Genomic DNA, 23,770 nt, shown 5'->3' on the forward strand with positions numbered 1-23,770 from the left:
TGCCCGTGGGACGACGCCCTCAGGGCGCGGGACGGTCTCAGAGCCTCACAGCACCGACGTCACGGTCCCCGCCCCCACGGTGCGACCGCCCTCCCGGATCGCGAAGCCCAGCCCCGGCTCCAGCGGCACCTCCCGCCCCAGCTCGACGGTCATGGCAACGCGCTCCCCGGGCCGCGCCACAGCCGCCTCCCCCAGGTCCACGTCCCCCACGACGTCCGCCGTGCGGATGTAGAACTGCGGCCGGTACCCGGTGGAGACCGGCGTCGTACGACCCCCCTCCCGCGCCGAGAGCACATACACCTGGGCGGTGAACCGGCGGCTCGGGCTGACGCTCCCCGGCGCCGTGACCACGTGCCCCCGCCGGACGGCGTCCCGTGGCACCCCGCGCAGCAGCAGCGCCACGTTGTCCCCGGCCTGGGCCTCGTCCATCGGCTTCCCGAAGGTCTCGAGGCCGGTGACGACGGTCTCCAGCCCCGCGCCGAGCACTTCGATCCGGTCGCCCACCCGGACCCTGCCCCGCTCCACGGCGCCGGTGACCACGGTTCCCCGGCCGGTGATGGTGAGCACGTTCTCCACGGGCAGCAGGAACGGCGCGTCGAGGTACCGCTCGGGCATGGGCACATAGGTGTCCACGGCGTCGAGCAGCGCGTCGATCGAAGCCGTCCAGCGGGGGTCGCCGGCCAGGGCCCGCAGCCCCGACACCCGTACCACGGGCGTGGCGTCGCCGCCGTAGCCGTGCTCGGTGAGCAGGTCGCGGACCTCCAGCTCGACGAGGTCCATGAGCTCCTCGTCCCCCGAGTCGGCCTTGTTCAGCGCCACCACGACATGGTCCACCCCCACCTGCCGGGCGAGCAGGACGTGTTCGGCGGTCTGCGGCATGATCCCGTCGAGCGCGGAGACGACGAGGATCGCCCCGTCGAGCTGCGCGGCGCCGGTGACCATGTTCTTGACGTAGTCGGCGTGGCCCGGCATGTCGACGTGCGCGTAGTGCCGGGTGTCGGTCTCGTACTCGACGTGCGCGATGTTGATGGTGATGCCGCGCGCGGCCTCCTCCGGAGCGCGGTCGATCCGGTCGAAGGGCACAAAGGCGCCGGACCCGCGGTCGGCGAGGACCTTGGTGATGGCGGCGGTCAGGGTGGTCTTGCCGTGGTCGACGTGACCCATGGTGCCGATGTTCAGGTGCGGCTTGGTCCGCACGTAAGCGGTCTTGGGCATGGCTGTACCTCGAAGCGTGTCCGTAGGAAGTGGGGACCCCGAGGTACTCGCCGACCCTCCCCCTGCGGGGTCCGCCGGACTATCCGGAGAGGGTCAGCTTCGGGCGCCGTCGACAACGGCCGCGTGCGGCGGAACGGCAGCCTTCGGAGCATCCGCGACGGCGGATGCTGCGAGAACGAAGGCGAACCGGAACATGGACCCGATCATCGCGGATGGTTCGTACGACGTCGAATGGTTTTCGGCGCATTGCGGCGCATTGAGCGGACGACCGGGCGACCGGGCGCCGCGTCGGCGTCAGCCGTCCCCGATGTTCTTCAGGGCCTCGCGTACCGACAGCGGTGCGAGGCGGCTCCGCTGGTGGGCGACGAAGGTGCGGACGGCCTCCGGGTCGGTCTTGGCGTACTCGCGCAGGGACCAGCCGATGGCCTTGCGGATGAAGAAGTCCGGGTGGCCGGACTGGCGCAGGCAGTAGGCGAACAGACGGTCGGCGTCTGTTCGGTCCTTGTAACGGAGTTGGTGGAGCAGAGCGGTGCGGGCGACCCACAGGTCCTCGTCGACGATCCATACGTCCATGTCGGCGGCGAGGCGGCGGTCGGCCTCGACCAGGGCGCCGACCACGTGTGCGGCGAGCAGGTCGACCGTGTCCCACCAGGACGTCGTGGCGACGAGCCGGCGGGCGACGGGCAGGAACCCCGACGACAGGCGTCCCGCGTGCCGGCGCAGGTAGTCGACGGCGAAGTAGTGGTACTCGCGGTGCGGCAGCGCCCAGCAGCGCAGGGCGATCGCCGCGCAGTCGGCCTCGTCGGGGCGGGGCGTGCCCGCCAGGACGGTGCGGGACAGGGCGCGGCGGTCGGCGGTGGGCAGGCCGAGGAAGGGGGCCACGTCCTTCATGTAGGCGCGCATGGCCACCGCCCGCTCCGGGTCGGCCGCCCCGCCGTACGCGGCCGTCAGCCGCTCCAGCACGGTGTCGGCGAGCGCGCTGTCCGGCGCGCCGATCGTTTCCGCACCTGTCACGGTCATGAGACGAACCATACGGCGATCACACATGTCCGTCCGTTAGTGTCGCGGGCATGCTCGATGCCACCACCCGCTCTGGTGACACCGCGACGGCCTCTCCCCGGGCCACCGCCACGGAACTCGTCGTTCCGGTGCGCGTCGTCACCCCCGCAGTGCCCGCAGGCCGTCTCGCGCGCTGCGGCAGAGCACTGCTGTCGCCCTGGTCCCGGTTCGCGCTGCTGATCGCGCTGCTGGCGGCGGCCGGTGCCGGCGTGCTGCTCTTCGAGCCGCAGAAGCTCCTCGCGGACGGCTGGCCACCGCAGTTGGGCGGCCCCACGGCGGCCGTGGTGTTCGCGGTGGCCTACGGGCTGTGCACCGTGGCGTTCGTGCCGAGACCGCTGCTGAACCTGGCCGCGGGCGCGCTGTTCGGCTCCGCGGTGGGTCTGGGCACCTCGCTGGCGGGCACCGTGCTGGGCGCCGGGCTCGCCTTCGGCCTCGGCCGCATGCTGGGCCAGGACGCCCTGCGGCCGCTGCTGCGCGGTCGGCTGCTGACGGCGGCGGACGGCCAGCTGAGCCGGCACGGGATGCGCTCGATGCTGGCGGCGCGGCTGTTCCCCGGGCTGCCGTTCTGGGGCGTGAACTACTGCGCGGCCGTCTCCCGGATGGGCTGGACGCCCTTCCTGGTGGCGACCGCGCTGGGCTCGATCCCCAACACGGCCGCCTACGTCGTCGCCGGCGCCCGTGCCTCGGCGCCGACCTCGCCGGCCTTCCTGATCGCGCTGGCCGCCATCGCGCTGCCGACGGTGGCGGGCGCGGTGATGGCCTGGCGCAAGCGCCACCACCTGCGCAAGCCCTGACCCCGGGACAGGCCCTGGGCCGTCGGCAGGTCGGTCCTAGGCCTCCAGCTTCCTGACCTGCGCGGAGATCAACTCGTCCGGCACCTCGGCCGCAGCGCCGGTGCCGCTCGCGGTGGAGAACAGGACGACCGTGGCGCCGGTGCGGACGACCACGAAGGCGTCCGCGCTGTCCCTCTCGGTCTGCAGGCCGAAGGCGACGGCCTCGTCGCCCGCGTCGGGGGCGGCTGCGGTCGTGACGGTGGTCCGCGCGGGCACACCGCCCTCGTAGGCGGTGCACTCCTTCAGGGCCGTGCGCAGATCCTCCAGGACGCCCTCGGCCGCGGGCTGGTCGTACGCCATCAGGCCGATGGTGGTGGCGGAACCCGCCGAGGGGCCGGCCCCGGCAAAGGCCAGGAGGCCGACGAACGCCTGGGGACCGGGATCCGGGGCGGCGGTGCGCATGTTCTCCAGCGGCTGGCAGGCCGCCGGGCGGGCGGTGGAGTCGCCGTCGGGCTTCGCGGGGAAGTCGGTGACCTGGTAGCCGTCCACGTCGCCGCCGGTCAGCGCGGCGGACTTCAGCTGTGCTTCGCCCAGCGTCTCGGCCCGCGCTCCGGACGCCGACGCGCCCGCCGTCGTCCCCGCCGCCGTCCCCGCCACGTCCCCGGCAGCTGTCCCGGAGGCAGCCGCAGAGGGCTTCGCATCGGAACCGCCGCCGCCCCCGCAACCGGCGACCAGTGCCGCCGCACAGAGGACCGCCGCCGTCGTCCTGACTCTGATCCGCACTCGTCGACTCCCCGTTCCCGACGCCGTCCTGAACATCCGTCGATTGGATCACCCTTTCGGGGAGCCGGGGACAATTCGGCGAAACTACTCGGGCCCCCGGTACACGTCCAGCCGTCCGCACATCCCGAACTTCCCGTACGTGGACGGCTCTTCGGCCCGTACGACGGCCTCGGCGAGGTGGGAGACGTCCCCGGCCGCGAGCCGGTCGAGCTGCTCCCCCGTGGCCTGCGCGGCAGCCCGCGCCCCGCGCAGCCAGCGCTCGCGCCAGTCGGCGAGCCGGGGCTTGACGAGCGCGGCGGCGGCCCGATGGAAGTCGGCCAGGGCCGCAGGGACGTCCGGGGCCTCGCGCAGCGCCCGGTAGCCCTCCAGCGCGAGATCGCGCCGGGCGCGGGCGATCCGGGCCTGCTCCTCCTCCGGGGCGTCGGCGGGGATCACGGTCGCGGCGGCGTACGTCTCGGGGTCGGCGAGGTACTCCGGGGGCAGGGTGAGCACCGCGTCGCCCGCCTCGGGCAGCCCGCTGTTCTGCATCAGGACGGCGATGCGCAGGTCGTCGTCGTTGACCAGCCGGTGGACGGTGCCCGGCGTGAACCAGGCGACCGTGCCGGGCGCGAGGGGCGTGACCTCGTACCCGGACGCCGTCAGGGTCTGCACCGAGCCGCGCCCGCCGACGACGACGTACCCCTCCGAACAGGTCAGGTGCAGGTGCGGAGTTCCGCCGTGCAGGCCGTCGGCGGCGGGCCAGTCGTACACGCACAGGTGCGAGACGCCGACCCCGCCGGGAAGTCCCTCGTACGCGTTCACCACGGGTGCGCCTTCAGGTACCCGGCGATCTCGTCCCGCTCCCAGGCGCCGTCGGCCACGATCACCCGGTAGCGACGGGTGAGCGTGTCGCCGGGGGCGAGCTCCAGTTCGTCGAAGAACGCCCAGGACGGGGCGATGCCCGCGAAGGGCTCGTTGCGGACGAACCAGTGGGCCGGGTGGGTCCCCCCGGCGCCGGAGTGGTCGTTCTCGGGGGCGTGCGCGAAGACGACCGTGGCATGGCCGTCGGCGCCGTCGTGCTCGCCGGACAGGGCGAGCCAGGGGCTCTGCGAGGCCATCAGAGCGGGGCCCTCGCCCTCGGGGCCGATGATCCGGCCGTCCCGGAAGGCGCGCGGACCGCGCCAGAACAGGCCCGTGTAGCCGGCCAGCTCCCGCCCGGCGGTGGTCGGGCTGCCGAAGCGCAGCGGCTCGTCGCGGCGGTTGGTGACGGCGCTGGTCCAGGTCAGCGCCCAGGAACCGGCGTCCGGGTCGACGTCGTGCACCTCGATCCGGCGCGTCTCGTCGGCCCACAGCTCGCCGCCGTGCGGATGCCAGGTCAGCCGCTCGGCGATGACGACACGGCCCGCGTCGGCCGCGACCTCGTCGAAGCCGACGTGCGCCATCGAGCCGACCCGCTCGGGGAGTTCGAGATACCCCTCGCCGTGGACGTACGAGTTCCCGCCCCACAGGTTGGCGCCCGAGAGGTGCGAGGCGGTCAGCGACAGCCCCTTGTGCCAGCGGTGGTCGTTGGGCCGGTAGTCGGTGACGATGTCGCCGGCAAGGGTCCGCAGCGGGTGGATGTACGGCCGCGGCGCCTCCCAGGCCGCCTCGGGCCGGTAGACGTAGGCGAGCAGTTCGACGCCGGTGGCCGGGTCGGTCACCGTGATGCGGTCGCCGTGGGCGTGGACAAGACTCAGGTCCCCGCTCATGCCGGCACCTCCGCGCCCACCGCGGCCGTGCCCGGCGCCCAGCCCGGAGCGCCCCCGTGCAGGGCCGTGTAGTACGGGTCGCCGGGCCCGATCTCGCCCCGCCGGACCGTCGTGTCCGTGAACGCGGACTTGTACAGCGCGGAGATCAGCTCCAGGCTGGTGCGCCCGTCCGCGCCGCTGCTGCGCGGCCGCCGGCCGGCGCGCATGCTCGCGACCAGCTCGCGCAGCTGCGCGAGGTGCGAACTCGGGACGTCCGCGCCGAAGTCCTGCCAGGCTGCCGCCTCGTCGCCCGGCACGTCCGGGGCGGGGGTGACGCTCCAGTCGGCGTTGGAGTGGCCGTAGAGGTGGGTGAGTTCGACGGTGGCGCGCTCGCAGTCGATCCGGATGCGGCTGACCTCGTCGGGGCTCAGGACGCTGTTGACGACGGTGGCCATGGCCCCGCTCTCGAAGCGGACGAGGGCGGTGGACACGTCCTCCGTCTCCACGTCGTGCACGAGCCGGCCGGCCATGGCCCGCACCTCGCTCCACGGGCCGAGGAGGTCGAGCAGCAGGTCCATCTGGTGGATGCCGTGGCCCATCGCCGGGCCGCCGCCCTCGGTCTCCCAGCGGCCGCGCCAGGGCACCGCGTAGTAGGCGGTGTCGCGGTACCAGGTGGTCTGGCAGTGTGCGACGAGCGGCCGCCCGAGGGCCTGCTCGTCGAGCAGCCGCCGCACGTGCCGCGTCCCGGATCCGAAGCGGTGCTGGAACACGATCGAGGAGTACGGCCCCGACTTCTCGCCCTCCTCCGCCTCGACGGCGTCGTAGTCGGCGAGGGTCGGCACGGGCGGCTTCTCGCACCACACCCAGGCGCCGGCCCGCAGCGCGGCCACGCTCTGCTCGCGATGCAGGGTCGGCGGGGTGCAGATGGTCACCAGGTCCGGGCGCTGCTCCGCGAGCATCAGTTCGAGATCGGTGTAGGCGCGCGGGACGCCGCCCTGCGCGCAGAACGCCTCGACGGCGGTGGCATCGATGTCAACGGCCGCCACGACCTCGGTCTCGCCCTCGGCGGCGAGCTGCTTGAGCGCGGGCAGGTGGGAGCCGCGTCCGATGGCGCCGGTGCCGATGACGGCGGCCCGGATGCGGCGGCCGTCGAGGGGAACAGGCGGCGGAGTGGATGGGGACATGGACGTGATCAGCACTCCTCCGACGAACGGCCGAACGGCCGGCGATCCAGCAACCGAGCAGGAAGCGTGCGGCACGCACGCACAGCAAGCGCTTTCCCCTCGGAGGCAACGTATGCGGCGGCCGGGCGGCCGGTCAACCATCCGGAGGTCCGAGCCTGCGCCGGGCCAACACCGCAGTTCACGGGTGGTCGAACGGCGCGCTTCACGGGTGGTCGAATGCCGCAGTTCGCGGGTGGCCGAACGGCGCAGCTCACGCTGCCCGCGAAACCCCTGTGGCGAACCTGTCACACGGGACCGCTACGCTTCCTTTGCACACTCTTGATCACCGGACCTCACCGGACGCGGCGGCCTGCTGTCGCGGTGGCCCCTTCCGATCGGCGCTTGGACTTCCTCACCTCATGTCTTGGTTCGAATCTCTCATCCTCGGACTCGTCCAGGGGCTGACCGAGTTCCTCCCCGTCTCCTCCAGCGCGCACCTGCGGTTGACCGCGGCGTTCTCCGGCTGGGAGGACCCCGGTGCCGCCTTCACGGCGATCACCCAGATCGGCACGGAAGCAGCGGTGCTGATCTACTTCCGCAAGGACATCGGCCGGATCATCGCGGCCTGGAGCCGGTCGCTCTTCGACAAGACGATGCGCAAGGACCACGACGCCCAGATGGGCTGGCTGGTGATCGTCGGCTCGATCCCGATCGGGCTGCTGGGCGTCACCCTCAAGGACCAGATCGAGGGACCGTTCCGCGATCTGCGGATCACCGCGACCATGCTCGTCGTGGTCGGCATCGTGATCGGCATCGCCGACCGGCTCGCGGCCCGGGACGAGGCGGGCGCGAAGCACCGCGCGCCCAAGCAGCGCAAGAGCCTGGAGAACCTGGGCGTCAAGGACGGTCTGATCTTCGGCCTCTGCCAGGCCTGCGCCCTCATCCCCGGTGTCTCGCGCTCCGGCGCCACCATCAGCGGCGGCCTGTTCATGGGCTACAAGCGCGAGGCCGCGGCCCGCTACTCCTTCCTGCTGGCCATTCCGGCGGTCCTCGCCTCCGGCGTCTTCGAGACGAAGGACGCGCTGGAGGGCGGCCATGTGGCCTGGGGGCCGACGATGTTCGCAACGGTGATCGCCTTCGTCACCGGGTACGCGGTGATCGCCTGGTTCATGAAGTTCATCAGCACGAAGTCCTTCATGCCGTTCGTCTACTACCGCGTCGCCCTGGGCATCGTGCTGATCGTGCTGGTCAGCATGGGTGTCCTGAGTCCGCACGCGGCAGAGTCCGCCGGCTGACCCGACCGAGCGAGGTCCGCTCTCCGCTGGACGGAAGTCACCGGAGAGCGGCCGTCGTCGATGATCGATCAACCGTGACCAAGCCCATATCGGTGTCCGTAGCCGTCCCGTAGCGCAGTGTCAGTGGATGCGCCTAGGCTTTGCCGCATGTCCCCCGATTCTGTCGTCCCTGGTTCCGTGCGGTCCGCTGCCGAGTTAAACGAGCGGATCCGGGCCCTCTGGCTGCGCGCCGGCGGGTCGCTGTCGACCCAGGAGCGGGCCGAGTACGAACTGCTGGTGGTCGAGTGGGCCGCGGCGATCCGCGGTGACGTGGTCACGGCAGCCTGAGCCCCCGCCCCGCGCACAAGGCCGCCGCCACGCCGCTCAGCCCGTGCCGATCTGCCTTGCGCGCAGGCCCCTCGGGCGGCGCCGGGCCCTCCCTACACTGACCGCATGATCACCCTGCCGTTCAGCGCGTTGGAAGTGGCCATGGTCCAGTCGGGCTCCTCGGCCGCGGACACGTTACGAGACACCGCCGAGTTCGCCCGCCGCATCGAGGGCCTCGGTTACCTGCGGCTCTGGTATGCCGAGCATCACCACTCCCCGGCGATAGGCGCGTTCCCTCCCGTCGTCCTGATCGCTCACGCGGCGGCGTCCACGTCGTCCGTGCGCCTCGGATCCGGCGGCGTGCTGGCTCCGAACCACGCTCCGCTCATGCTGGCGGAGCAGTTCGGCACGCTGGCCGCGCTGCACCCGGACCGGATCGACCTCGGCATCGGCCGCGGCCCGGGCACCTTCGACGAGTCGACGGCGCGGGCGCTGCGGCGAGGAGCGGGACCCACGACCGACGACGAGTACCGAGACGACGTGGCGGCGACGCTGCGGCTCCTGGTGGACGAGGTCGCCCTCGACCCGCTCCCGGAGCCCTGGCTGCTGTCCTCGAGCACGGCCGGCGCGGCGCTCGCCGCGGAACTCGGTCTGCCGATCGCCTTCGCCCATCACATTCGTCCCGACAACACCCTCGCCGCGCTCGCGCACTACCGCGCGCATTTCGCGCCGTCCCGCTGGTGCGCGCGCCCACGCGTGCTGGTCTGCGTGGAAACCGTGTGCGCCGAGACGCAGGAGGCGGCGGCCCGACTCGCCGGCCCGATGGACGTCGTCAAGGCCGGCCTCCTCAAAGGGCGAGGGGACTTCCCCTTCCCGACGCCCGCGGAGGCGGCCGCCCACGCGTTCACCGCTGAGGAGACGCAGGTGCTGGCGGGCTTCCGCGCGCAGCAGGCGGTCGGCTCGCCCGAGACCGTGGCGAAGCGCCTGACGGACCTGGTGGCGGCGACCCGCGCGGACGAACTCATGCTGGTCACGCCCGTGTACTCGTTGGCCGACCGCTTGCGGTCGTACGAACTCGTCGGACGGCACGTCATGGCACCGACGGATACGACGGCCACGACAGCACCGATCGCCTCGATCCCGCAGTAGGCCGCCGCCGCGTCACCGTCCGGAACCGCCCGCCGACGTCGCCTATGTCGCCGATGTCGTCGTCGGCGGTTCGGACCGTCCGCCCATGTCGAGCCGGAACGGCGGGTACACGTCGGTCATCAGCGCGGCGTACGCGATCACCCGCGCGGACCAGCGGACCAGGCCGATCAGCAGATCGAAGAGGTGGACCGGGTAGCGGGCGGTGAACGCCAGGACGACCACGGCGACGAGGGAGAGGAAGGGGATCAGGCCGACGCCGCGCCAGCCGTCGTCTTCTGCCCATCCCCAGCCCGACCCGCCGGTGAAGATCCCGACGACGATGTACTGCGGGATCACCAGCAGCCACCACTTGACCAGGACCAGTCCGCGCGAGAGCCGCTCGGGGTAGGCCACGTCCAGATGCGCGGGGTAGTCGGGGACGTCCGCGAGGGTGAACGGCGGGTACCGGTCGGTGCCGAGCGCGGCGTGGGCGTAGTAGCCGACCCGCCAGTTCCAGCGCAGCACGCCGACATTGAAGACGAAGAGGGACTGCGGGTACCGGCCGGTGAAGAGGATGGCGAAGAACGCGACGATCGTCACGAGGACGAACGCGATCCAGAGGAAGAACAGCACGATGTAGTGCGGGACGGCCAGAAGCCACTTCACCAGCCACAGCCATCTGGACAGTCGGGGGTCGAGAGACGCCTCGATCCGCACGGGCGACACGGTGACAGGATTCATGGGGCGCCTCCGATCGAGAGTCCCCACCCGGCGGCGACCAGTCCGCAGTCTCAGGCTCGCACGCGCCGTGGACGGCCGCGACTCGGGCGATCATCCCGGGCGCGAACCGGCGACCACGCACCGCACGGCATCGAGGCCGCCGCCTCGATGCCGTGCGGGACCCTCCCCGGGGTCGTGGCTCAGGAGGTGGCGTTCCAGGAGTGCGCGACGTCGATGACCAGGTGGTCGCCCGACTGCGTCACGCGGAACGGCAGCCGCGCCCGCACGCCGACCCCGATGACGACATCGTCCTCGAGGGCGTCGACGTATCGCGTGTCCTTGAAGGTCTGGTAGCCCGTGATGTCCACCCCCGGCAGCGGCTGCCCGTGCGTGCCCGGGTAGGAGTTCGTGCCGGTCTCCGGGTCGTAGTTCGGCCCCACGGCGATCTGCAGGATCGCCCCGCCGGAGACGGGGATCTCCCCCGTGCCGACCGAGATCAGCTTGTCGACGTACTTGACGCGGAAGCCGATGTCGCCGGTGGCCGAGCCGCCCTTGTAGTCGATGACCATGCGGTCGAAGCACTCGTGCTGACCGGTCCTGACGTTCGTCAGCGCGGGCCGGTAGTCCTCCGCCGGAGTCACCCGCTTCTCCAGGCTCCCCCACCCGGTCTCGCACACCGCCGACGTGGCGGTGTCGGCCTGCGCCGTCACCGCCGTCCCCGCGAGGCCGGCTCCCGCCAGCGCCAATGCCGCCAACGCGGTTCCGAGTCGTCGCATGTCTGCTCCCCAATTGATCGAGTACACGGTCACGGCGCCAGGCCGTGTTCGTTCACGCTGGGCTCGGCATGTGACCGGACCAGGCCCGGACGATCACGAAACGGCAACGACCGATCATGGAAGGCCGAGGATCGGGGCACGCGGAAGCCGTACGTGGGATCGACACCCGCACAGACCTTGGCTGATCAGCTCCCATGCCGAAGACTCGGGGCCATGACGCAGCGTGTGGAGCTCGCCACCGTGATGGACCGACTGGCCGTCGACGGGTTGATCACCGACTACGCCGTGGCGGTGGACGACGGTGACTGGACGGCGTACCGGGAACTTTTCACATCGGACGGACGGGCGGACTACCGTTCCGCCGGAGGCATCGAGGGGGAGGCCGGGAACGTCGCCGCCTGGCTCGCGGAGACCATGCGGGTGTTCGCGATGCGGCAGCACCTCATCGTCAACCGCCGGCTGCGCTTCGGGATCCTGGAGCAGGACACCGGGGACACCGCCCGGGTGCAGGCCGACTACGTCAACCCGATGCGGTTGACCGCCGACGCCTCCGACGGCTCCGCGGCCGGCGCCCCCGACTTCGTCTGCGGCGGCCGGTACACCTTCGGTCTGCTGCGGACGTACGACGGCTGGCGGGTGCGCGAGGTGGTCGTACGGGAGAAATGGCGACAGCTGCCCGGCTGAGCCGAAACGCGCTCCTGCCGAGCCGAAAAGCACTCTGTCGGAGATCGTCCGCGGCGCGCACACTGGAGGCATGCAGGGGTTCACGCAGGGGTTCGGACACTGGCTCACCTCCCCCTGGCGGCGTTCGGCCGTCGCGGCTCTCGCGGGCGCGCTGCCCGTGCTCGCGTTCCCGGCGCCGGCCCTGTGGTGGTGGGCCTACCTCGCGCTCGTCCCCTGGATCCTGCTCGCCCGCTCCGCGCCGACGGGGCGGCGGGCGGCGTACGACGGCTGGAGCGGCGGCTTCGGGTTCATGCTGGCGATGCATCACTGGCTGCTGCCGTCCCTGCACGTGTTCACGCTTCTCATCGCCGCGCTGCTGGGCGCCCTGTGGGCTCCGTGGGGGTGGCTGGTGCGCCGGTTCCTCGCCGCGGACGCGATGCCGTCCCGCGGGCGGGTGGCGGCCGCGCTGCTCGTCCTGCCCTCGGCCTGGCTGGCCGTGGAACTCGTCCGCTCCTGGCAGGGGCTCGGCGGGCCGTGGGGCATGCTCGGGGCCAGTCAGTGGCAGGTGCAGCCCGCGTTGCGGCTCGCCTCCGTCGGCGGGGTGTGGCTGCTGAGCCTGCTGGTGGTGGCGGTCAACGTGGCCGCCGCCGTCCTCGTCGCGCTTCCCTCGTCCCGGCTGCCGGCGCTCGCCGGGCTGGTCGCCACCGCCGCCACGGCCTCGGCCGCCTGGGTGTGGGCGCCGCGCCCCGACGTCGACGGACAGGCCCGGATCGCCGTCGTCCAGCCGGGTGTGATCGACGGGCCCGACCGACGCTTCGACCGCGAGGAGCAGTTGACCCGACGGCTGGTCGGGCAGGACGTCGATCTGATCGTCTGGGGCGAGAGCAGTGTCGGGTACGACCTCGCCGAGCGGCCCGATCTGGCCGATCGCCTCGCCCGGTTGTCCCGCGCGACCGGCGCCGACATCCTCGTCAACGTCGACGCCCGCCGCTCCGACCGGCCCGGCATCTACAAGAGCTCGATCCTCGTCGGCCCCGACGGCCAGACCGGAGACCGGTACGACAAGATGCGCCTGGTGCCGTTCGGCGAGTACATACCGGCCCGTTCGCTGCTCGGCTGGGCCACCTCCGTCGGCAAGGCGGCCGGCGAGGACCGGCGGCGCGGCGCCGGGCAGGTCGTGATGGACGCCGCGCCGGGCCTGCGCATCGGGCCGATGGTGTGCTTCGAGACGGCCTTCCCCGACATGAGCCGGCATCTCGCCGAGGACGGCAGCGACGTGCTCGTCGCCCAGTCGTCGACCTCGACCTTCCAGCACAGCTGGGCGCCCGCGGAGCACGCCTCGCTGGGAGCGCTGCGCGCCGCGGAGACCGGGCGGCCGTTCGTCCACTCCACCCTCACCGGCGTCTCCGCGGTGTACGACGCGAGCGGCCGGCGCATCGGCTCATGGCTGGGCACGGAGGCGAGCACGACGGCCGTCTACGAGGTCCCGCTCGCCGACGGCGTCACCCCGTACGTCCGGTACGGCGACTGGCCGGTCCACCTGGCGCTGCTGACGCTCGCGGCCCTCGGCCTCACCGAGGGGAGCCGGGCGGTCAGGCTGCGGCGGACTCGTCCCGCACCGCTCGGACCACCTGCTCGCACAGCTCATGAGTCGCCAACGCGTCCCGGGCGCTGAGCACCTTTCCCGCGCGCACGGCGTCCAGGAAGGCGAGCACCGCCTGCTCGATACCGCGCTGCCGGGCCACCGGGACCCAGTCGCCGCGCCGCCGCACGGTCGGCTGCCCCTTGTGGTCGATGACCTCGGCGAGGTTGACGACCTGCCGCTTGGTGTCCTGCCCGGACACCTCCAGGATCTCCTCGTTCGAGCCGCTGAGCCGGTTCATCACACCGAGTGCGGTGAAGCCGTCCCCGCTGAGCTGGAGGACTATGTGGTGCAGCAGCCCCTCCTCGACGCGGGCGCGCACGGTCACGTCGTCGACCGGGCCCGGCGCCAGGAAGCGCAGGGTGTCGACGACGTGGATGAAGTCGTCGAGGACCATCCTGCGCGGTTCCTCGGGCAGTCCGATCCGGTTCTTCTGCATGATGATCAGCTCGCGCGGATGGTCGGCGCACTGCGCGTACCCGGGCGCGAAACGCCGGTTGAATCCGACGGCGAGGGACGTGTCGCGCGTCTGCGCGAGCGCCACGAGCCGTTCGGAGTCGGCGAGTTCGTAGGCGAGGGGCTTGTCGACGTACGTCGGGACGCCCGCTTCCAGCAGCCGGGCGACGATCTCGGGGTGGGCTGCGGTGGGCGCGTGCACGAACGCCGCGTCCAGGCCGACGCCGAGCAGCGCGTCGAGGTCGCGGTGCCGCTGCTCGCGGGGCAGCCGAAGGGTGTCGGCGACCCGGTCGAGGGTGGCCGGGGTGCGGGTCTGCAGATGGAGTTCGACCCCGGGCAACGCGCCGAGCACCGGCAGATACGCCTTCTGCGCGATGTCGCCGAGTCCGATGCAGCCGACCTTCACGGGGTGCTCCCTCACTGCTCGCCTGTCTCCACGGCAGCATACGACCCACCGGAAACCCCGTGGCAGGCGCGGTGGGCTCGGGGTCCCCATGCGGGGAGCAGTGCCCGGCCGTCAGCGTGTTCGGGGTTGCTCCCTCCCTACGGGGTACGAGATCACCCGTGTGGGGCAACCTCGGGTGGTCCGCTGTTGCTCGGGCGGCCGCAACCGCCAGAGTTGCGCGGGTGCATCGAACGACTACCGCCGCCACGCTCCTGGTCACCGTGGCCTTCTCGGCCCTCTCCGGGTGCATGACCGTCCAGCGTCCGCCCGCGCCGGGTCCGGCCCTGGCCCCCTCCCGGCCGTCCGTGCCGCGGCCGGACGGGCAGGCCGAGACGCAGATCGTGCAGGCGCCGGCCCGTGAGGCGCTGGAGATGATCGCGCCGTCCAGGAAACCGGAACCGACGGCGCCGGCCACCCCGGCCCAGCGGCGGCGGACGGCGGCGGCGCCGGCCGAGCAGCCGCCCGCGCCCCGTTCGCATCCGCACGCCCGGCCGCCCCACCCGGAGCCGCGACGGCACGCACTGCCGCGGGTGGAGATTCCGGATGTGGAGGCGGAGGTGCGCAGGAACACCGATGTGTGCGCGCTCGGCAGGAAGTACGGCGGATGGCAGCGGGACAGCCCGGAAGCGGTGATCTGCGAACAGGCCTACGGACGATGAGGGTTCACGCCCTCCGGTTCACCCGTCCCGGTTCGCCCGACCCGGTTCACGCCTCCCGGATCACCCCTCCCGACGCCACTCCCCCTCCCCCAGTCTCAGCTCCATCCTGCTGATCGCCGCCCGTACGCCGTCCCCGTAGCTGTCGTCGCCCAGCGCCGCGGCCGCCCTGCGCGCCCTGCGGACATGGGTCCGGGCGGCCTCGGCGTGGTCGAGCTTCACGTAGTCCGCCGCCAGGTTGAGGTGCAGGGACGGATAGAGCGCCCGCACCTCCACCGACCCCTCGTGCTCCTGCGCCGCCGTCAGCGCCCGCAGGTCCCAGGCCAGTTCGTCCGACGGGTCGTCGTGGGTGTCGGCCAGGTAGTGGGCGAGGGTGCAGCGGTGCAGCGGGTCGCCGTCCTCGCCGACCTCCGTCCACAGGTCGAGGAGCCGGTGCCGGGCCTCCTCGCGGTCTCCCCCGTGGTGCAGCATCACGACCTGCCCGATCCGCGTGAGCAGCGTCTCCGACGCCGTCCGCCCCTGTCTCTCCGCCACCCAGGCCTCCCTTGCGCCGATGCGTCGACGCTAGCCGCACGCACCGGCGATCGGGGTCAGGCGGCACCGGGGCCGGGGCCGGAGAAGTCCGGCCAGGAGCGTACAGATCAGATCAGGCCAGAACAGGTCAGCTCAGGTCAGGTCAGGTTCGGGATCGTCCAGTCGATCGGCTCGTGGCCCTGCTGTGCCACCGCCGCGTCGATCTGCGTGAACGGACGGGAGCCGAAGAACTTCTTCGCCGACAGCGGCGAGGGGTGCGCGCCCTTGACCACGATGTGCCGGCTCTCGTCGATGAGCGGCAGCTTCTTCTGCGCGTAGTTGCCCCACAGCACGAAGACGGCCGGGTCGGGCCGGTCGGCCACGGCGCGGATCACCGCGTCCGTGAACTTCTCCCAGCCCTTGCCCTTGTGCGAGTTCGCCTCGCCGGAGCGGACCGTGAGGACCGCGTTGAGCAGCAGGACGCCCTGCTGGGCCCACGGCATCAGATACCCGTTGTCCGGGATCGGGGTGCCCAGCTCCTCGTGCATCTCCTTGTAGATGTTCCTCAGCGACGGCGGGATCTTCACTCCCGGCTGCACCGAGAAGCACAGTCCGTGCCCCTGGCCCTCGCCATGGTACGGGTCCTGGCCGAGGACGAGCACCTTCACCTGCTCGTACGGCGTCGCGTCGAGTGCGGCGAACACCTCCTCGCGGGGAGGGTAGACGGGCCCCTTCGCCCGCTCCTCCTCGACGAACTCCGTCAGCTCCTTGAAGTAGGGCTGCTGCAGCTCGTCGCCCAGAACCCCGTGCCAGGACTCGGGCAGCATGGCGTTGTCGGTCACGTCGACGTCCTCCGTTGTGCGGTCACTTCCAGACCACAGAACCTACAGGCGACCACTGACAGTTCGCCGCTACCAGCTGGTCTTCCGGTACAGCTCCCACATCGTCATCATGGTCGCCGGGTCGATGACCTTCTCGAGACCGGCGATCTCCTCGTCCGCGGCCACATACTGCTTGCCCTGCCACAGCGGCAGCAGCCGTGCGTCGTCCACGAAGATCTGCTGAGCGGCCTCGATCTGCCGCGCCACGGCCGCGCGATCGCCCTGCGCGCGCGACTCCGGCAGCAGCTTGCCGGTGATCTCGGGGGCTTCGTACGGGGTTCCGAGCGCGTTCTGCTCGCCCACGAAGGGCGCGATGAAGTTGTCGGCGTCGTTGAAGTCGGGGAACCAACCGCGCCCGAACACCGGGTACTCGCCGTTCTGGTAGCCCTTGACGTAGGTCTTCCAGGGGCGGCTCTTGAGGGTGATCGTGAAGAGGCCGGAGGCCTCCAGCTGCCGCTTCAGCTCCTCGAAGGCGGGCTTGGTCGTCGAGCCGTAGCGGTCGCTGGTGTACCAGAGGGTCAGCGGGACACGTTCGGTGATCCCCTCGTCCCTGAGGAGCTTCTTGGCCTTGGCCACACTGGGGTCTCCGAAGTCGTCGAAGAAGCCCGTGGTGTGGCCGGTGAGTCCGGCAGGGACCATCGAGTACAGCGGCTCGACGGTGTCCTTGTAGACCTTGTGCACGAGTGCCGAGCGGTCGACGATCTGTGCGATGGCCTTGCGGACCGCGGGCTTCGCGGCCCACGGGTCGCTGGGGTTGAACACCAGATAGCTGATCTCGGTGGTGGGGTTCTCCACCAGCTGGAGCCCCTCGTCCTGCTGGTTGCTCTCGATGTCCACGGTGTCGGAGGCGCCGAGACCGCGGTAGACGACCGAGATCTCCTTGTTCTTGAGTGCCTTGACCAGCTCGCTCGACTGCGGGAAGTAGCGGATGGTGACGGCGTCGTTCTTGAGGTCCGCTATGCCCTTGTAGTTGCCGTTGCGGACGAGCGTGGCCTTCTTGCCCTCTTCGTAGGAGTCGAGGCTGTAGGGTCCCGAGCCGCTGATCTTCCCGTCCTCGCGGAGCGCGTTCGCGGGGTAGTCCTCGGGGTCCACGATCGACATGGCGGGCGTGGTGAGCACCAGGGGGAAGGTGGCGTCGGGTTGGCTGAGCTGGAAGATGACCTCTCGGTCGCCCTTCGCCTGAACCCGGGAGAGTGTTCCCAGCAGACCCGTGGGGCCGCCGTTGACGTTGATCTTCTTGATCCGGTCGAACGAGTACTTGACGGCCTTGGCGTCCAACGTGTGCCCGTTGGAGAACTTCAGGCCCTCGCGCAGCTTGCAGCTGTACACGGTGCTCGTGCTGTCCGTGAACTCGCAGCTCTCGGCGGCGTCGGGCTCGGGGGTGGTTCCACCGGGGCTGTAGTTCAGGAGCGTCTGATAGACGTTGCGGAACAGCTCCCAGGAGCTGTCCCACGAGGCCGCGGGGTCCAGCGTGCTGGGAGCACTGGTGGTGCCCACGACGATCGGTCCGGCGTCGTCGGAGCTCTCCTCCCCCAGGAGGCTGCACCCGGCCACCAGGGATATGGACACGATCGCAGCCACCTGCTGCAAGGATCGGTTCCGGTTGAACACGTGCACGCTCCTCGATCTGCCATGCCAAGGGTTGGCAGACCATACCGCAGCCCCGCGCGGCCTGAACCGGCGGCTGTGCAGCGGTATTGATCACTTTTGGTTTGACGACGTTGTCATCACCGTGTGCGACGCAAGGGTGACGACACGGGCGCCGTTTCCGTCAAGGAAACGGCGCCCGGTCGCGCGCGTCGGGGCTCAGGCCACGCCGGCGTTGAGGAAGATGCCGCCGTCGACGACGAGCGTCTGGCCGGTGATCCAGTCCGACTGCTCCGAGGTCAGGAACGCGGCGGTGCCGCCGATGTCGGAGGGCACGCCGAGCCGGGCGAGCGGGTAGGCGGCGGCCGCCTCCGCCTCGCGGCCCTCGTACAGGGCGGCGGCGAACTTGGTCTTCACCACGGCCGGGGCGATCGCGTTGACCCGCACGCGCGGCGCGAACTCGTGCGCCAGCTGCTGGGTCAGGTTGATCATCGCGGCCTTGCTGATGCCGTACGCGCCGATGAACGGCGAGGCGGACAGGCCCGCGACGGAGGAGATGTTGACGATCGCGCCGCCGTTGTCCTTCTGCCAGGCGTGCCAGGTCTTCTGCGCGAAGCCGAGCGCGGAGACCACGTTGGTCTCGAAGACCTTGCGGGCCACGTCCAGGTCGAGGTCGGCGATCGGCCCGAACACCGGGTTCGTACCGGCGTTGTTGACCAGGAAGTCGACGCGGCCGAAGGCCTCCATCGTGCGCTCGACGGCGGCGGCCTGGTGGGCGAGGTCGTGCGCCTTGCCGGCGACGCCGATGACGCGGTCGGCGCCGAGCTGTTCGACGGCCTCCTTGAGGGCGTCCTCGTTGCGGCCGGTGATGCAGACCCGGTCGCCGCGGGCGATGAGCGCCTCGGCGACGCCGTAGCCGATGCCCCGGCTGGCACCGGTGACAAGGGCGACCTTGCCGGAGAGTGCGGGCAGTTCAGTCATGTCGGTGATCCTCAGTCGTCCCTTGTGGCCGTTAGTCGAGCGGTCCGCCGGCGACGTACAGCACCTGGCCGGAGACGAAGCCGGCGGCCTCGTTCGTGAAGAAGGCGATCGCGTTGGCGATGTCGTCGGGCTCGCCGACGCGCGCGACCGGGATCTGGGTGGCGGCCGCGGCCTTGAACTCCTCGAAGCCCATGCCGACGCGGGCGGCGGTCGCGGCGGTCATGTCGGTGGCGATGAAGCCGGGGGCGACGGCGTTGGCGGTGATGCCGAACTTGCCGAGCTCGATGGCGAGGGTCTTGGTGAAGCCCTGCAGACCGGCCTTGGCGGCGGAGTAGTTGGCCTGGCCGCGGTTGCCGAGCGCCGAGGAGGAGGACAGGTTGACGACCCGTCCGAAGCCGGCGTCGACCATGTGCTTCTGGACGGCCTTGGTCATCAGGAACGAGCCGCGCAGGTGCACGTTGAGGACGGTGTCCCAGTCGCCGGTGCTCATCTTGAACAGCAGGTTGTCGCGGAGCACGCCCGCGTTGTTGACGAGGATCGTCGGCGCGCCGAGCTCCGCGACGACGCGGGCGATCGCGGCCTCGACCTGGGCCTCGTCGGAGACGTCGGCGCCGACGGCGATGGCCTTGCCCCCCGCCGCGGTGATCTTCTCGACGGTGTCCTTGCAGGCGGCCTCGTCGAGGTCGACGACCGCGACCGCGCGGCCCTCGGCGGCCAGTCGTACGGCGGTGGCGGCTCCGATGCCGCGCGCCCCGCCCGTGACCACGGCGACCCGCTGCTCATTGGTGGACATTGCTGGTTCTCCTCGCCCTTGAGAATGCCTGACCTGAGAATGCCTGGCCTGACGAAAGCCCGACCTGAGAAGTCTGCTGCGCCCGAGTGGTGAGCGACCGCTTAGTACCTTCGGCAGACGTGACGCTAGAAGCCCTGGCACCCGGTGTCAACGCCACACGACGCCGGTGTGATCCATTACCTCACCAGCAGCTGAAGCAACCGCTCCGTCTCGGCCGCCGGATCGGTGGTGAGCCCGGTGTGCACGGGGCCCGGCTGGACGACCGTCGAGCGGGGCGCGATGAGCCAGCGGAAGCGCCGCCCGGCGTCGTCGTGCGCCGCCTGCCCGGCCGCCGCGCCGCCCGCGCACACGCCCTCGACCGCCCGCAGGGCGGCCCGCACCCCGGCGACGTCCGCCTCCGGGTCCAGCGCGAGGAGCTTCGTCTCGTCGAGGTGGGTGCGGGCGCCGACGTAGTCCTGGCCGCGGCAGTACACCAGTACACCCGCGTTGATGCACTCGCCGCGTTCGACGCGCGGAACGACGCGCAGCAGGGCGTACTCGAAGACGTCCCGGTCGCCGCCCTGGCCCGGCCGGATGATGTGGCGGTCGTTCACTTGGTCCCCTTGATGCGGTCGTGGATGACGGCTGCGCGCGCGAGGAGAGGCGCCGCGTAGGCGCGCCGGAGCGCGTCCGGGCTGTCGAAGCCGGGCTCGTCCGTCAGCCAGACGTCGGGGATCTCGGCGGTGACCTCGGCGAGCAGCTCGGCGGTGACCAGCGGCGCCAGCTCGGCCGCCGCGGCCGCGACGTCCGGCGCGAAGGGGGCGAGCGTGTGGTCGCCGGCGTCGTAGGGGCGGGCCGCGGAGGTCTCGGCGGTGGGCCAGTTGTGCTGCCAGATCATGGTGGCGCCGTGGTCGATGAGCCACAGGTCGCCGCGGTGCACCAGCAGGTTGGGGTTGCGCCAGGAGCGGTCGACGTTGTTCACCAGCGCGTCGAACCAGACGATCCGGCCGGCCTCCTCGGGGCTCACCGGGAAGGCGAGCGGGTCGAAGCCGAGGGCTCCGGAGAGGAAGTCCATGCCGAGGTTGGTCCCGCCGCTGGACTTCAGCAACTCCTGCACCTGCTGGTCGGGTTCGCCGAGTCCCAGCAGGACGTCGAGCTCCACGGTCACCAGCCGGGGCACCCGCAGGCCCAGTCTGCGGGCCAGCTCGCCGCAGACGACCTCCGCGACCAGCGTCTTGCGGCCCTGCCCGGCGCCGGTGAACTTCATGACGTATACACCGAAGTCGTCGGCCTCGACGAGTCCCGGCAGCGAGCCGCCCTCACGCAAGGGGGTGACATAGCGGGTCGCGGTGACTTCCTTGAGCATCGCCCCAGGTTACTGGGCCTGGAGCGATGTCCGGCCGACAGCTCCGCGACAGCTCTGGCTTACGCCGCGCTCATGTCGAACGGGTCAAGATCTCGACACTGTCCGGACTTGACGGGGGCGCTGAACAAGCGACGTCCACGGCTCGTACCTCTTGACAGATCCACGCACCCCCTTTGGAAGGGAACCCCCCAGCATGACCAGCGCATCGATCAAGTCCGCGTCGGGGCCCGCCCGCCGTGCCGTCGTGGCCGCCGCCGGAGCCGCAGGGCTCTCCGTCGCGCTGACCGCGTGCGGCGGCTCCGACGACGACTCGTCGAGCTCGTCCTCGTCGGCCGGCACGTCGGGTTCCACCGGTTCCACCGGCAGCACCGAGGCCGCGAGCACCGGCGGCACGGGCGGCGGGGACAACGCCGCGGCCGGCGCCGCGCTCACCACGACCGCCGACATACCCGAGGGCGGCGGCAAGGTCTTCGACTCCGAGAAGGTGGTCGTCACCCAGCCGACGGCGGGCACGTACAAGGCGTTCTCCGCGGTGTGCACGCACCAGGGCTGTGCGGTGAAGAGCATCGCCGACGGCGTGATCAACTGCCCGTGTCACAACAGCAACTTCTCGATCACGGACGGCAGCGTGAAGAGCGGTCCCGCGCAGAAGGCGCTGCCGGAGGTGGCGATCACCGTCAGCGGCGACTCGATCACTCTGGCCTGACGGCCGTCCGCCGGAGGCAGTCCAGCACCTCGTCCGTGGTCGCGACCGTGGCGACCAATGCGAGGGTGTGACGGATCATCGCGGGGGTGTAGTCGGCAGGCACCCCCGCGATGGCGTCCGACGGCACGACGACCGTATAACCCCGGTTGACGGCGTCGAAGACGGTGTTCGGGATCGCGACGTTGGCCGAGACGCCGCTCACCACCAGGGTGCGGCAGCCCAGGTTGCGCAGCAGGGCGTCGACATCGGTGCCCTGGACGGGCGACAGCCCGTGCAGCCGCCGTACGACGAGGTCCTGCTCGGCGACCTCGATCGGGGGCGCGAGACGGGTCGCGGCGGTACCGCCGAGCTGCTGGACGGGGAAGCGTTCGGCAGCACGGAACAGACGGGCGTTGCGGTTCGCGCCCCGGCCGTCGGGACGGCGCTCGGCGATGGCGTGCATGACCTGGACACCGCGTTCGTGCGCGGCGTCGACCAGTCGGCCCACGTTGACAAGGGCACCCGACTCGCGGGCGGCGGCGGCGAGTTGAGGCAGTGCGGCACCGGGGCCGACGACGCCCTGCTGGCACTCCACCGTGAGCAGCACGGTGGAGTCGGGGTCGAGGAGGTCCTTGAGCTCTTCGGACGACGGCACAACTCCCCCTGATGTCATGACTCTTGCTTTTCTGACACAGTGTCAGAAAAGTCGTACTGGTAAGCAGTACGAGGGAAGCAGTACACGGGAAGCAGCGACAAGAGAAGAAGAATGAGGGGGCCGGATGACCGTCACTCAGCGCCGGGGCCGGAAGATCATGATGACGTCGGGCGAGCTGGACGCGTTCCTCGCCGACCAGCGCACCTGTCGGGTCGCGACCGTGTCCGCCGACGGCGCCCCGCACGTCAGCGCTCTGTGGTTCCTCTGGGACGGCACCGCGCTCTGGCTGTACTCGGTCGTGCGCAGCAAGCGCTGGGCGGACCTGTGCCGCGATCCCCGGGTCGCGATCGTGATCGACACGGGCGAGGAGTACGACGCGCTGCGCGGCGTCGAGCTGTCCGGCCCCGTGGACTTCGTGGGCGAGGCCCCGCGCACCGGCGAGCTGTGCGCCGAACTCGACGCCGTGGAGACGCTGTTCGCCCGCAAGAACTTCGGTCTGGACGCGATGCCGCACGACGGCCGGCACGCATGGGTGCGACTGAACCCGGCCAAGATCGTGTCCTGGGACTTCCGCAAACTGGGCGGCGCGTAGGAGCTGTCCGGCCGGTCGGCTCAGCTCAGCGACCGGCCCGCCTCCTTGAGCGCCCCGACCGCCGCCCGGATCGACGGGCGGCGGTCGGCGTCCGCCCGCCAGACCACGTACACATGCCGGCGCACGCGCTGGCGCAACGGGACCATCACGACTCCCTCGGGCACCGGGTGACGTCCGAGCAGGGGCGCGACGCAGACACCCAACCCGGCTGCCACCAGACCGAGTTGGGTGTGCGTCTCGGCCGCCCGGTGGCCGACGATCGGCTCGACGCCCCGTGAGCGCAGCGTGAGCATCAGCCACTCGTGGCAGAACTCGCCCTCGCCCCAGGTGATCCACTCGTCCTCGGCGAACTCCCCGAGGTCCACCTCGTCCCGGCCCGCGAGGGGATGCCCGGCAGGCATGGCGACATCGGCGGGATCGTCGAGAATGGACGCCTTGAGCAGGCCGTCCGGCACCGGCATCGGCTTGTTGTACCAGTCCAGGACGACGGCGAGGTCGAGGTCGCCCCGCACGACGCCGGTGATGCCGCGCTCCGGCTCCATCTCGTACGAGCGCAGCCGCAGCGCGGGGTGCGCCTTGCGCAGCGCCGCGAGGGCGACGGGAAACAGCCCCCGCGCCGCGGTCGGGAACGCGGACAGTCTCAACTCCCCCGCCACCTGCCCGCGTTGGGCCTCCAGGTCGACCTGGGCGAGTTCGACCTGGGACAGGATCCGGGAGGCGTGGTCGGCGAGCAGCCGTCCGGCGTCCGTCAGCCGCACGCCCCGCCCCTGCTTGGCGAGCAGCCGCTGCCCGACCTCCCGCTCCAGCTTGGCCAGCTGCTGCGAGACGGCCGAGGTGGTGATGTGCAGCCCCGTCGCGGCAGCGCTGACCGATCCGTGCCGGGCGAGGGCGTCGAGGGTGCGCAGGCGCTCCAGGTTCAACATGTAAGCGATGCTACGAGATATGCGTCGCG

At 71.4% G+C, this 23,770-nt stretch carries 27 protein-coding genes; 9 read left to right on the forward strand and 18 right to left on the reverse strand.

Annotated features, from left to right (window positions below; all coding sequences use genetic code 11):
- Positions 1–45 precede the first annotated feature (45 nt).
- Both tuf and ACWD4O_RS27800 read right to left on the reverse strand, forming a co-directional pair.
- A complete protein-coding gene (gene tuf, locus ACWD4O_RS27795) occupies positions 46–1,215 on the reverse strand; it encodes an elongation factor Tu (protein WP_451283831.1) in 1,170 nt (389 codons plus the stop codon).
- Between the two features lie 294 nt (positions 1,216–1,509).
- The gene (locus tag ACWD4O_RS27800) at positions 1,510–2,235 is read right to left on the reverse strand and encodes a DNA alkylation repair protein (protein WP_451283833.1); all 726 of its coding nucleotides are present in this window, start codon (positions 2,233–2,235) and stop codon (positions 1,510–1,512) included.
- A 50-nt stretch (positions 2,236–2,285) separates the two neighbouring features.
- Between ACWD4O_RS27800 and ACWD4O_RS27805 the strand changes: the two genes are divergently transcribed.
- Positions 2,286–3,068: a TVP38/TMEM64 family protein gene (locus ACWD4O_RS27805; protein ID WP_451283835.1), complete on the forward strand. Its 783-nt coding sequence runs from the start codon at positions 2,286–2,288 to the stop codon at positions 3,066–3,068.
- 36 nt (positions 3,069–3,104) lie between these two features.
- Here ACWD4O_RS27805 and ACWD4O_RS27810 read toward each other — a convergent pair whose 3' ends face one another.
- From ACWD4O_RS27810 to ACWD4O_RS27825, 4 genes are all read right to left on the reverse strand, one after another.
- Positions 3,105–3,830 carry a hypothetical protein gene (locus ACWD4O_RS27810; RefSeq protein WP_451283837.1) on the reverse strand — a complete coding sequence of 242 codons (726 nt, stop codon included), beginning with the start codon at positions 3,828–3,830 and terminating at the stop codon, positions 3,105–3,107.
- Positions 3,831–3,914: 84 nt separating this feature from the next.
- Positions 3,915–4,634, reverse strand: coding sequence for a cupin domain-containing protein (locus ACWD4O_RS27815; RefSeq protein ID WP_451283839.1), 720 nt, complete (start codon positions 4,632–4,634; stop codon positions 3,915–3,917).
- A complete protein-coding gene (locus ACWD4O_RS27820; protein ID WP_451283841.1) occupies positions 4,628–5,557 on the reverse strand; it encodes a DUF6807 domain-containing protein in 930 nt (309 codons plus the stop codon). The genes ACWD4O_RS27815 and ACWD4O_RS27820 overlap by 7 nt, the downstream gene beginning before the upstream one ends.
- Entirely contained in the window at positions 5,554–6,720 is a 1,167-nt protein-coding gene (locus ACWD4O_RS27825) for a Gfo/Idh/MocA family protein (RefSeq protein WP_451283843.1), read from the reverse strand. Before ACWD4O_RS27825 ends, ACWD4O_RS27820 begins: the two co-directional genes overlap by 4 nt.
- Before the next feature lie 398 nt (positions 6,721–7,118).
- Here ACWD4O_RS27825 and ACWD4O_RS27830 point away from each other — a divergent pair, with 398 nt between their 5' ends.
- The 3 genes from ACWD4O_RS27830 (at position 7,119) to ACWD4O_RS27840 (ending at position 9,449) form a co-directional block, all read left to right on the forward strand.
- Positions 7,119–7,994, forward strand: a complete 876-nt coding sequence (locus ACWD4O_RS27830; RefSeq protein ID WP_398425702.1) for an undecaprenyl-diphosphate phosphatase — start codon at positions 7,119–7,121, stop codon at positions 7,992–7,994.
- 147 nt (positions 7,995–8,141) lie between these two features.
- Positions 8,142–8,321: a hypothetical protein gene (locus ACWD4O_RS27835; protein WP_358808116.1), complete on the forward strand. Its 180-nt coding sequence runs from the start codon at positions 8,142–8,144 to the stop codon at positions 8,319–8,321.
- Positions 8,322–8,426: 105 nt separating this feature from the next.
- Positions 8,427–9,449 (forward strand): LLM class flavin-dependent oxidoreductase, encoded by a 1,023-nt coding sequence (locus tag ACWD4O_RS27840; protein ID WP_451283846.1) that lies wholly within the window; start codon positions 8,427–8,429, stop codon positions 9,447–9,449.
- A gap of 42 nt (positions 9,450–9,491) precedes the next feature.
- Here the strand turns inward: ACWD4O_RS27840 and ACWD4O_RS27845 are convergent, their stop codons facing one another.
- Both ACWD4O_RS27845 and ACWD4O_RS27850 read right to left on the reverse strand, forming a co-directional pair.
- Positions 9,492–10,169 (reverse strand): DUF4389 domain-containing protein, encoded by a 678-nt coding sequence (locus tag ACWD4O_RS27845; protein WP_451283848.1) that lies wholly within the window; start codon positions 10,167–10,169, stop codon positions 9,492–9,494.
- 179 nt (positions 10,170–10,348) lie between these two features.
- Positions 10,349–10,924 carry an AMIN-like domain-containing (lipo)protein gene (locus ACWD4O_RS27850; protein ID WP_451283850.1) on the reverse strand — a complete coding sequence of 192 codons (576 nt, stop codon included), beginning with the start codon at positions 10,922–10,924 and terminating at the stop codon, positions 10,349–10,351.
- A 213-nt stretch (positions 10,925–11,137) separates the two neighbouring features.
- Between ACWD4O_RS27850 and ACWD4O_RS27855 the strand changes: the two genes are divergently transcribed.
- Together ACWD4O_RS27855 and lnt are read left to right on the forward strand one after the other, a co-directional pair.
- Complete coding sequence (locus ACWD4O_RS27855) at positions 11,138–11,608, forward strand: nuclear transport factor 2 family protein (RefSeq protein WP_451283852.1); 471 nt, start codon at positions 11,138–11,140, stop codon at positions 11,606–11,608.
- 70 nt (positions 11,609–11,678) lie between these two features.
- Entirely contained in the window at positions 11,679–13,262 is a 1,584-nt protein-coding gene (gene lnt, locus ACWD4O_RS27860; RefSeq protein ID WP_451283854.1) for an apolipoprotein N-acyltransferase, read from the forward strand.
- Here lnt and ACWD4O_RS27865 read toward each other — a convergent pair.
- On the reverse strand, positions 13,180–14,091 hold the full coding sequence (locus tag ACWD4O_RS27865) for a Gfo/Idh/MocA family protein (protein WP_451283956.1): 912 nt from the start codon (positions 14,089–14,091) through the stop codon (positions 13,180–13,182). The two genes, lnt and ACWD4O_RS27865, sit on opposite strands and share 83 nt — an antisense overlap.
- Positions 14,092–14,312: 221 nt before the next feature.
- On the opposite strand from ACWD4O_RS27865, the gene ACWD4O_RS27870 reads away from it, so the two are divergent.
- On the forward strand, positions 14,313–14,789 hold the full coding sequence (locus ACWD4O_RS27870; RefSeq protein WP_451283856.1) for a hypothetical protein: 477 nt from the start codon (positions 14,313–14,315) through the stop codon (positions 14,787–14,789).
- Positions 14,790–14,849: 60 nt separating this feature from the next.
- Here ACWD4O_RS27870 and ACWD4O_RS27875 read toward each other — a convergent pair whose 3' ends face one another.
- The 7 genes from ACWD4O_RS27875 to ACWD4O_RS27905 form a co-directional block, all read right to left on the reverse strand.
- Positions 14,850–15,320 carry a hypothetical protein gene (locus ACWD4O_RS27875; protein ID WP_451283858.1) on the reverse strand — a complete coding sequence of 157 codons (471 nt, stop codon included), beginning with the start codon at positions 15,318–15,320 and terminating at the stop codon, positions 14,850–14,852.
- Between the two features lie 137 nt (positions 15,321–15,457).
- A complete protein-coding gene (ung, locus tag ACWD4O_RS27880) occupies positions 15,458–16,141 on the reverse strand; it encodes a uracil-DNA glycosylase (RefSeq protein WP_451283860.1) in 684 nt (227 codons plus the stop codon).
- Positions 16,142–16,210: 69 nt separating this feature from the next.
- Entirely contained in the window at positions 16,211–17,791 is a 1,581-nt protein-coding gene (locus ACWD4O_RS27885) for an ABC transporter substrate-binding protein (protein ID WP_451283862.1), read from the reverse strand.
- A 195-nt stretch (positions 17,792–17,986) separates the two neighbouring features.
- Positions 17,987–18,748, reverse strand: a complete 762-nt coding sequence (locus tag ACWD4O_RS27890; protein ID WP_450949434.1) for an SDR family oxidoreductase — start codon at positions 18,746–18,748, stop codon at positions 17,987–17,989.
- A gap of 31 nt (positions 18,749–18,779) precedes the next feature.
- Entirely contained in the window at positions 18,780–19,541 is a 762-nt protein-coding gene (fabG, locus tag ACWD4O_RS27895) for a 3-oxoacyl-ACP reductase FabG (RefSeq protein WP_450949435.1), read from the reverse strand.
- Positions 19,542–19,717: 176 nt separating this feature from the next.
- Positions 19,718–20,134 carry a DUF3037 domain-containing protein gene (locus ACWD4O_RS27900; RefSeq protein WP_351916281.1) on the reverse strand — a complete coding sequence of 139 codons (417 nt, stop codon included), beginning with the start codon at positions 20,132–20,134 and terminating at the stop codon, positions 19,718–19,720.
- Positions 20,131–20,886, reverse strand: coding sequence for a HipA family kinase (locus ACWD4O_RS27905; protein WP_451283864.1), 756 nt, complete (start codon positions 20,884–20,886; stop codon positions 20,131–20,133). Before ACWD4O_RS27905 ends, ACWD4O_RS27900 begins: the two co-directional genes overlap by 4 nt.
- 193 nt (positions 20,887–21,079) lie before the next feature.
- On the opposite strand from ACWD4O_RS27905, the gene ACWD4O_RS27910 reads away from it, so the two are divergent.
- Positions 21,080–21,592, forward strand: coding sequence for a Rieske (2Fe-2S) protein (locus ACWD4O_RS27910; protein WP_451283866.1), 513 nt, complete (start codon positions 21,080–21,082; stop codon positions 21,590–21,592).
- On the opposite strand, the gene ACWD4O_RS27915 is transcribed toward ACWD4O_RS27910, so the two are convergent.
- Positions 21,579–22,226, reverse strand: a complete 648-nt coding sequence (locus ACWD4O_RS27915) for a cysteine hydrolase (RefSeq protein ID WP_451283868.1) — start codon at positions 22,224–22,226, stop codon at positions 21,579–21,581. The two genes, ACWD4O_RS27910 and ACWD4O_RS27915, sit on opposite strands and share 14 nt — an antisense overlap.
- Positions 22,227–22,350: 124 nt before the next feature.
- Here ACWD4O_RS27915 and ACWD4O_RS27920 point away from each other — a divergent pair, with 124 nt between their 5' ends.
- Positions 22,351–22,818, forward strand: coding sequence for a pyridoxamine 5'-phosphate oxidase family protein (locus tag ACWD4O_RS27920; RefSeq protein ID WP_451283869.1), 468 nt, complete (start codon positions 22,351–22,353; stop codon positions 22,816–22,818).
- 20 nt (positions 22,819–22,838) lie between these two features.
- Here the strand turns inward: ACWD4O_RS27920 and ACWD4O_RS27925 are convergent, their stop codons facing one another.
- Positions 22,839–23,741, reverse strand: coding sequence for a LysR family transcriptional regulator (locus tag ACWD4O_RS27925; RefSeq protein WP_451283871.1), 903 nt, complete (start codon positions 23,739–23,741; stop codon positions 22,839–22,841).
- Positions 23,742–23,770: the final 29 nt, after the last annotated feature.

This window comes from Streptomyces sp. NPDC002623 (assembly GCF_053592635.1).

What these genes read in the sequence shown, in the direction of transcription:
- ACWD4O_RS27845 (WP_451283848.1), bottom strand. Translation starts at nt 10,169, where the DNA reads ATGAATCCTGTCACCGTGTCGCCCGTGCGGATCGAGGCGTCTCTCGAC.
- ACWD4O_RS27910 (WP_451283866.1), top strand. Translation starts at nt 21,080, where the DNA reads ATGACCAGCGCATCGATCAAGTCCGCGTCGGGGCCCGCCCGCCGTGCC.
- ACWD4O_RS27840 (WP_451283846.1), top strand. Translation starts at nt 8,427, where the DNA reads ATGATCACCCTGCCGTTCAGCGCGTTGGAAGTGGCCATGGTCCAGTCG.
- ACWD4O_RS27830 (WP_398425702.1), top strand. Translation starts at nt 7,119, where the DNA reads ATGTCTTGGTTCGAATCTCTCATCCTCGGACTCGTCCAGGGGCTGACC.
- ACWD4O_RS27925 (WP_451283871.1), bottom strand. Translation starts at nt 23,741, where the DNA reads ATGTTGAACCTGGAGCGCCTGCGCACCCTCGACGCCCTCGCCCGGCAC.
- lnt (WP_451283854.1), top strand. Translation starts at nt 11,679, where the DNA reads ATGCAGGGGTTCACGCAGGGGTTCGGACACTGGCTCACCTCCCCCTGG.
- ACWD4O_RS27920 (WP_451283869.1), top strand. Translation starts at nt 22,351, where the DNA reads ATGACCGTCACTCAGCGCCGGGGCCGGAAGATCATGATGACGTCGGGC.
- ACWD4O_RS27835 (WP_358808116.1), top strand. Translation starts at nt 8,142, where the DNA reads ATGTCCCCCGATTCTGTCGTCCCTGGTTCCGTGCGGTCCGCTGCCGAG.
- ACWD4O_RS27800 (WP_451283833.1), bottom strand. Translation starts at nt 2,235, where the DNA reads ATGACCGTGACAGGTGCGGAAACGATCGGCGCGCCGGACAGCGCGCTC.
- ACWD4O_RS27805 (WP_451283835.1), top strand. Translation starts at nt 2,286, where the DNA reads ATGCTCGATGCCACCACCCGCTCTGGTGACACCGCGACGGCCTCTCCC.
- ACWD4O_RS27850 (WP_451283850.1), bottom strand. Translation starts at nt 10,924, where the DNA reads ATGCGACGACTCGGAACCGCGTTGGCGGCATTGGCGCTGGCGGGAGCC.
- tuf (WP_451283831.1), bottom strand. Translation starts at nt 1,215, where the DNA reads ATGCCCAAGACCGCTTACGTGCGGACCAAGCCGCACCTGAACATCGGC.
- ACWD4O_RS27890 (WP_450949434.1), bottom strand. Translation starts at nt 18,748, where the DNA reads ATGACTGAACTGCCCGCACTCTCCGGCAAGGTCGCCCTTGTCACCGGT.
- ACWD4O_RS27905 (WP_451283864.1), bottom strand. Translation starts at nt 20,886, where the DNA reads ATGCTCAAGGAAGTCACCGCGACCCGCTATGTCACCCCCTTGCGTGAG.
- fabG (WP_450949435.1), bottom strand. Translation starts at nt 19,541, where the DNA reads ATGTCCACCAATGAGCAGCGGGTCGCCGTGGTCACGGGCGGGGCGCGC.
- ACWD4O_RS27855 (WP_451283852.1), top strand. Translation starts at nt 11,138, where the DNA reads ATGACGCAGCGTGTGGAGCTCGCCACCGTGATGGACCGACTGGCCGTC.
- ACWD4O_RS27820 (WP_451283841.1), bottom strand. Translation starts at nt 5,557, where the DNA reads ATGAGCGGGGACCTGAGTCTTGTCCACGCCCACGGCGACCGCATCACG.
- ACWD4O_RS27825 (WP_451283843.1), bottom strand. Translation starts at nt 6,720, where the DNA reads ATGTCCCCATCCACTCCGCCGCCTGTTCCCCTCGACGGCCGCCGCATC.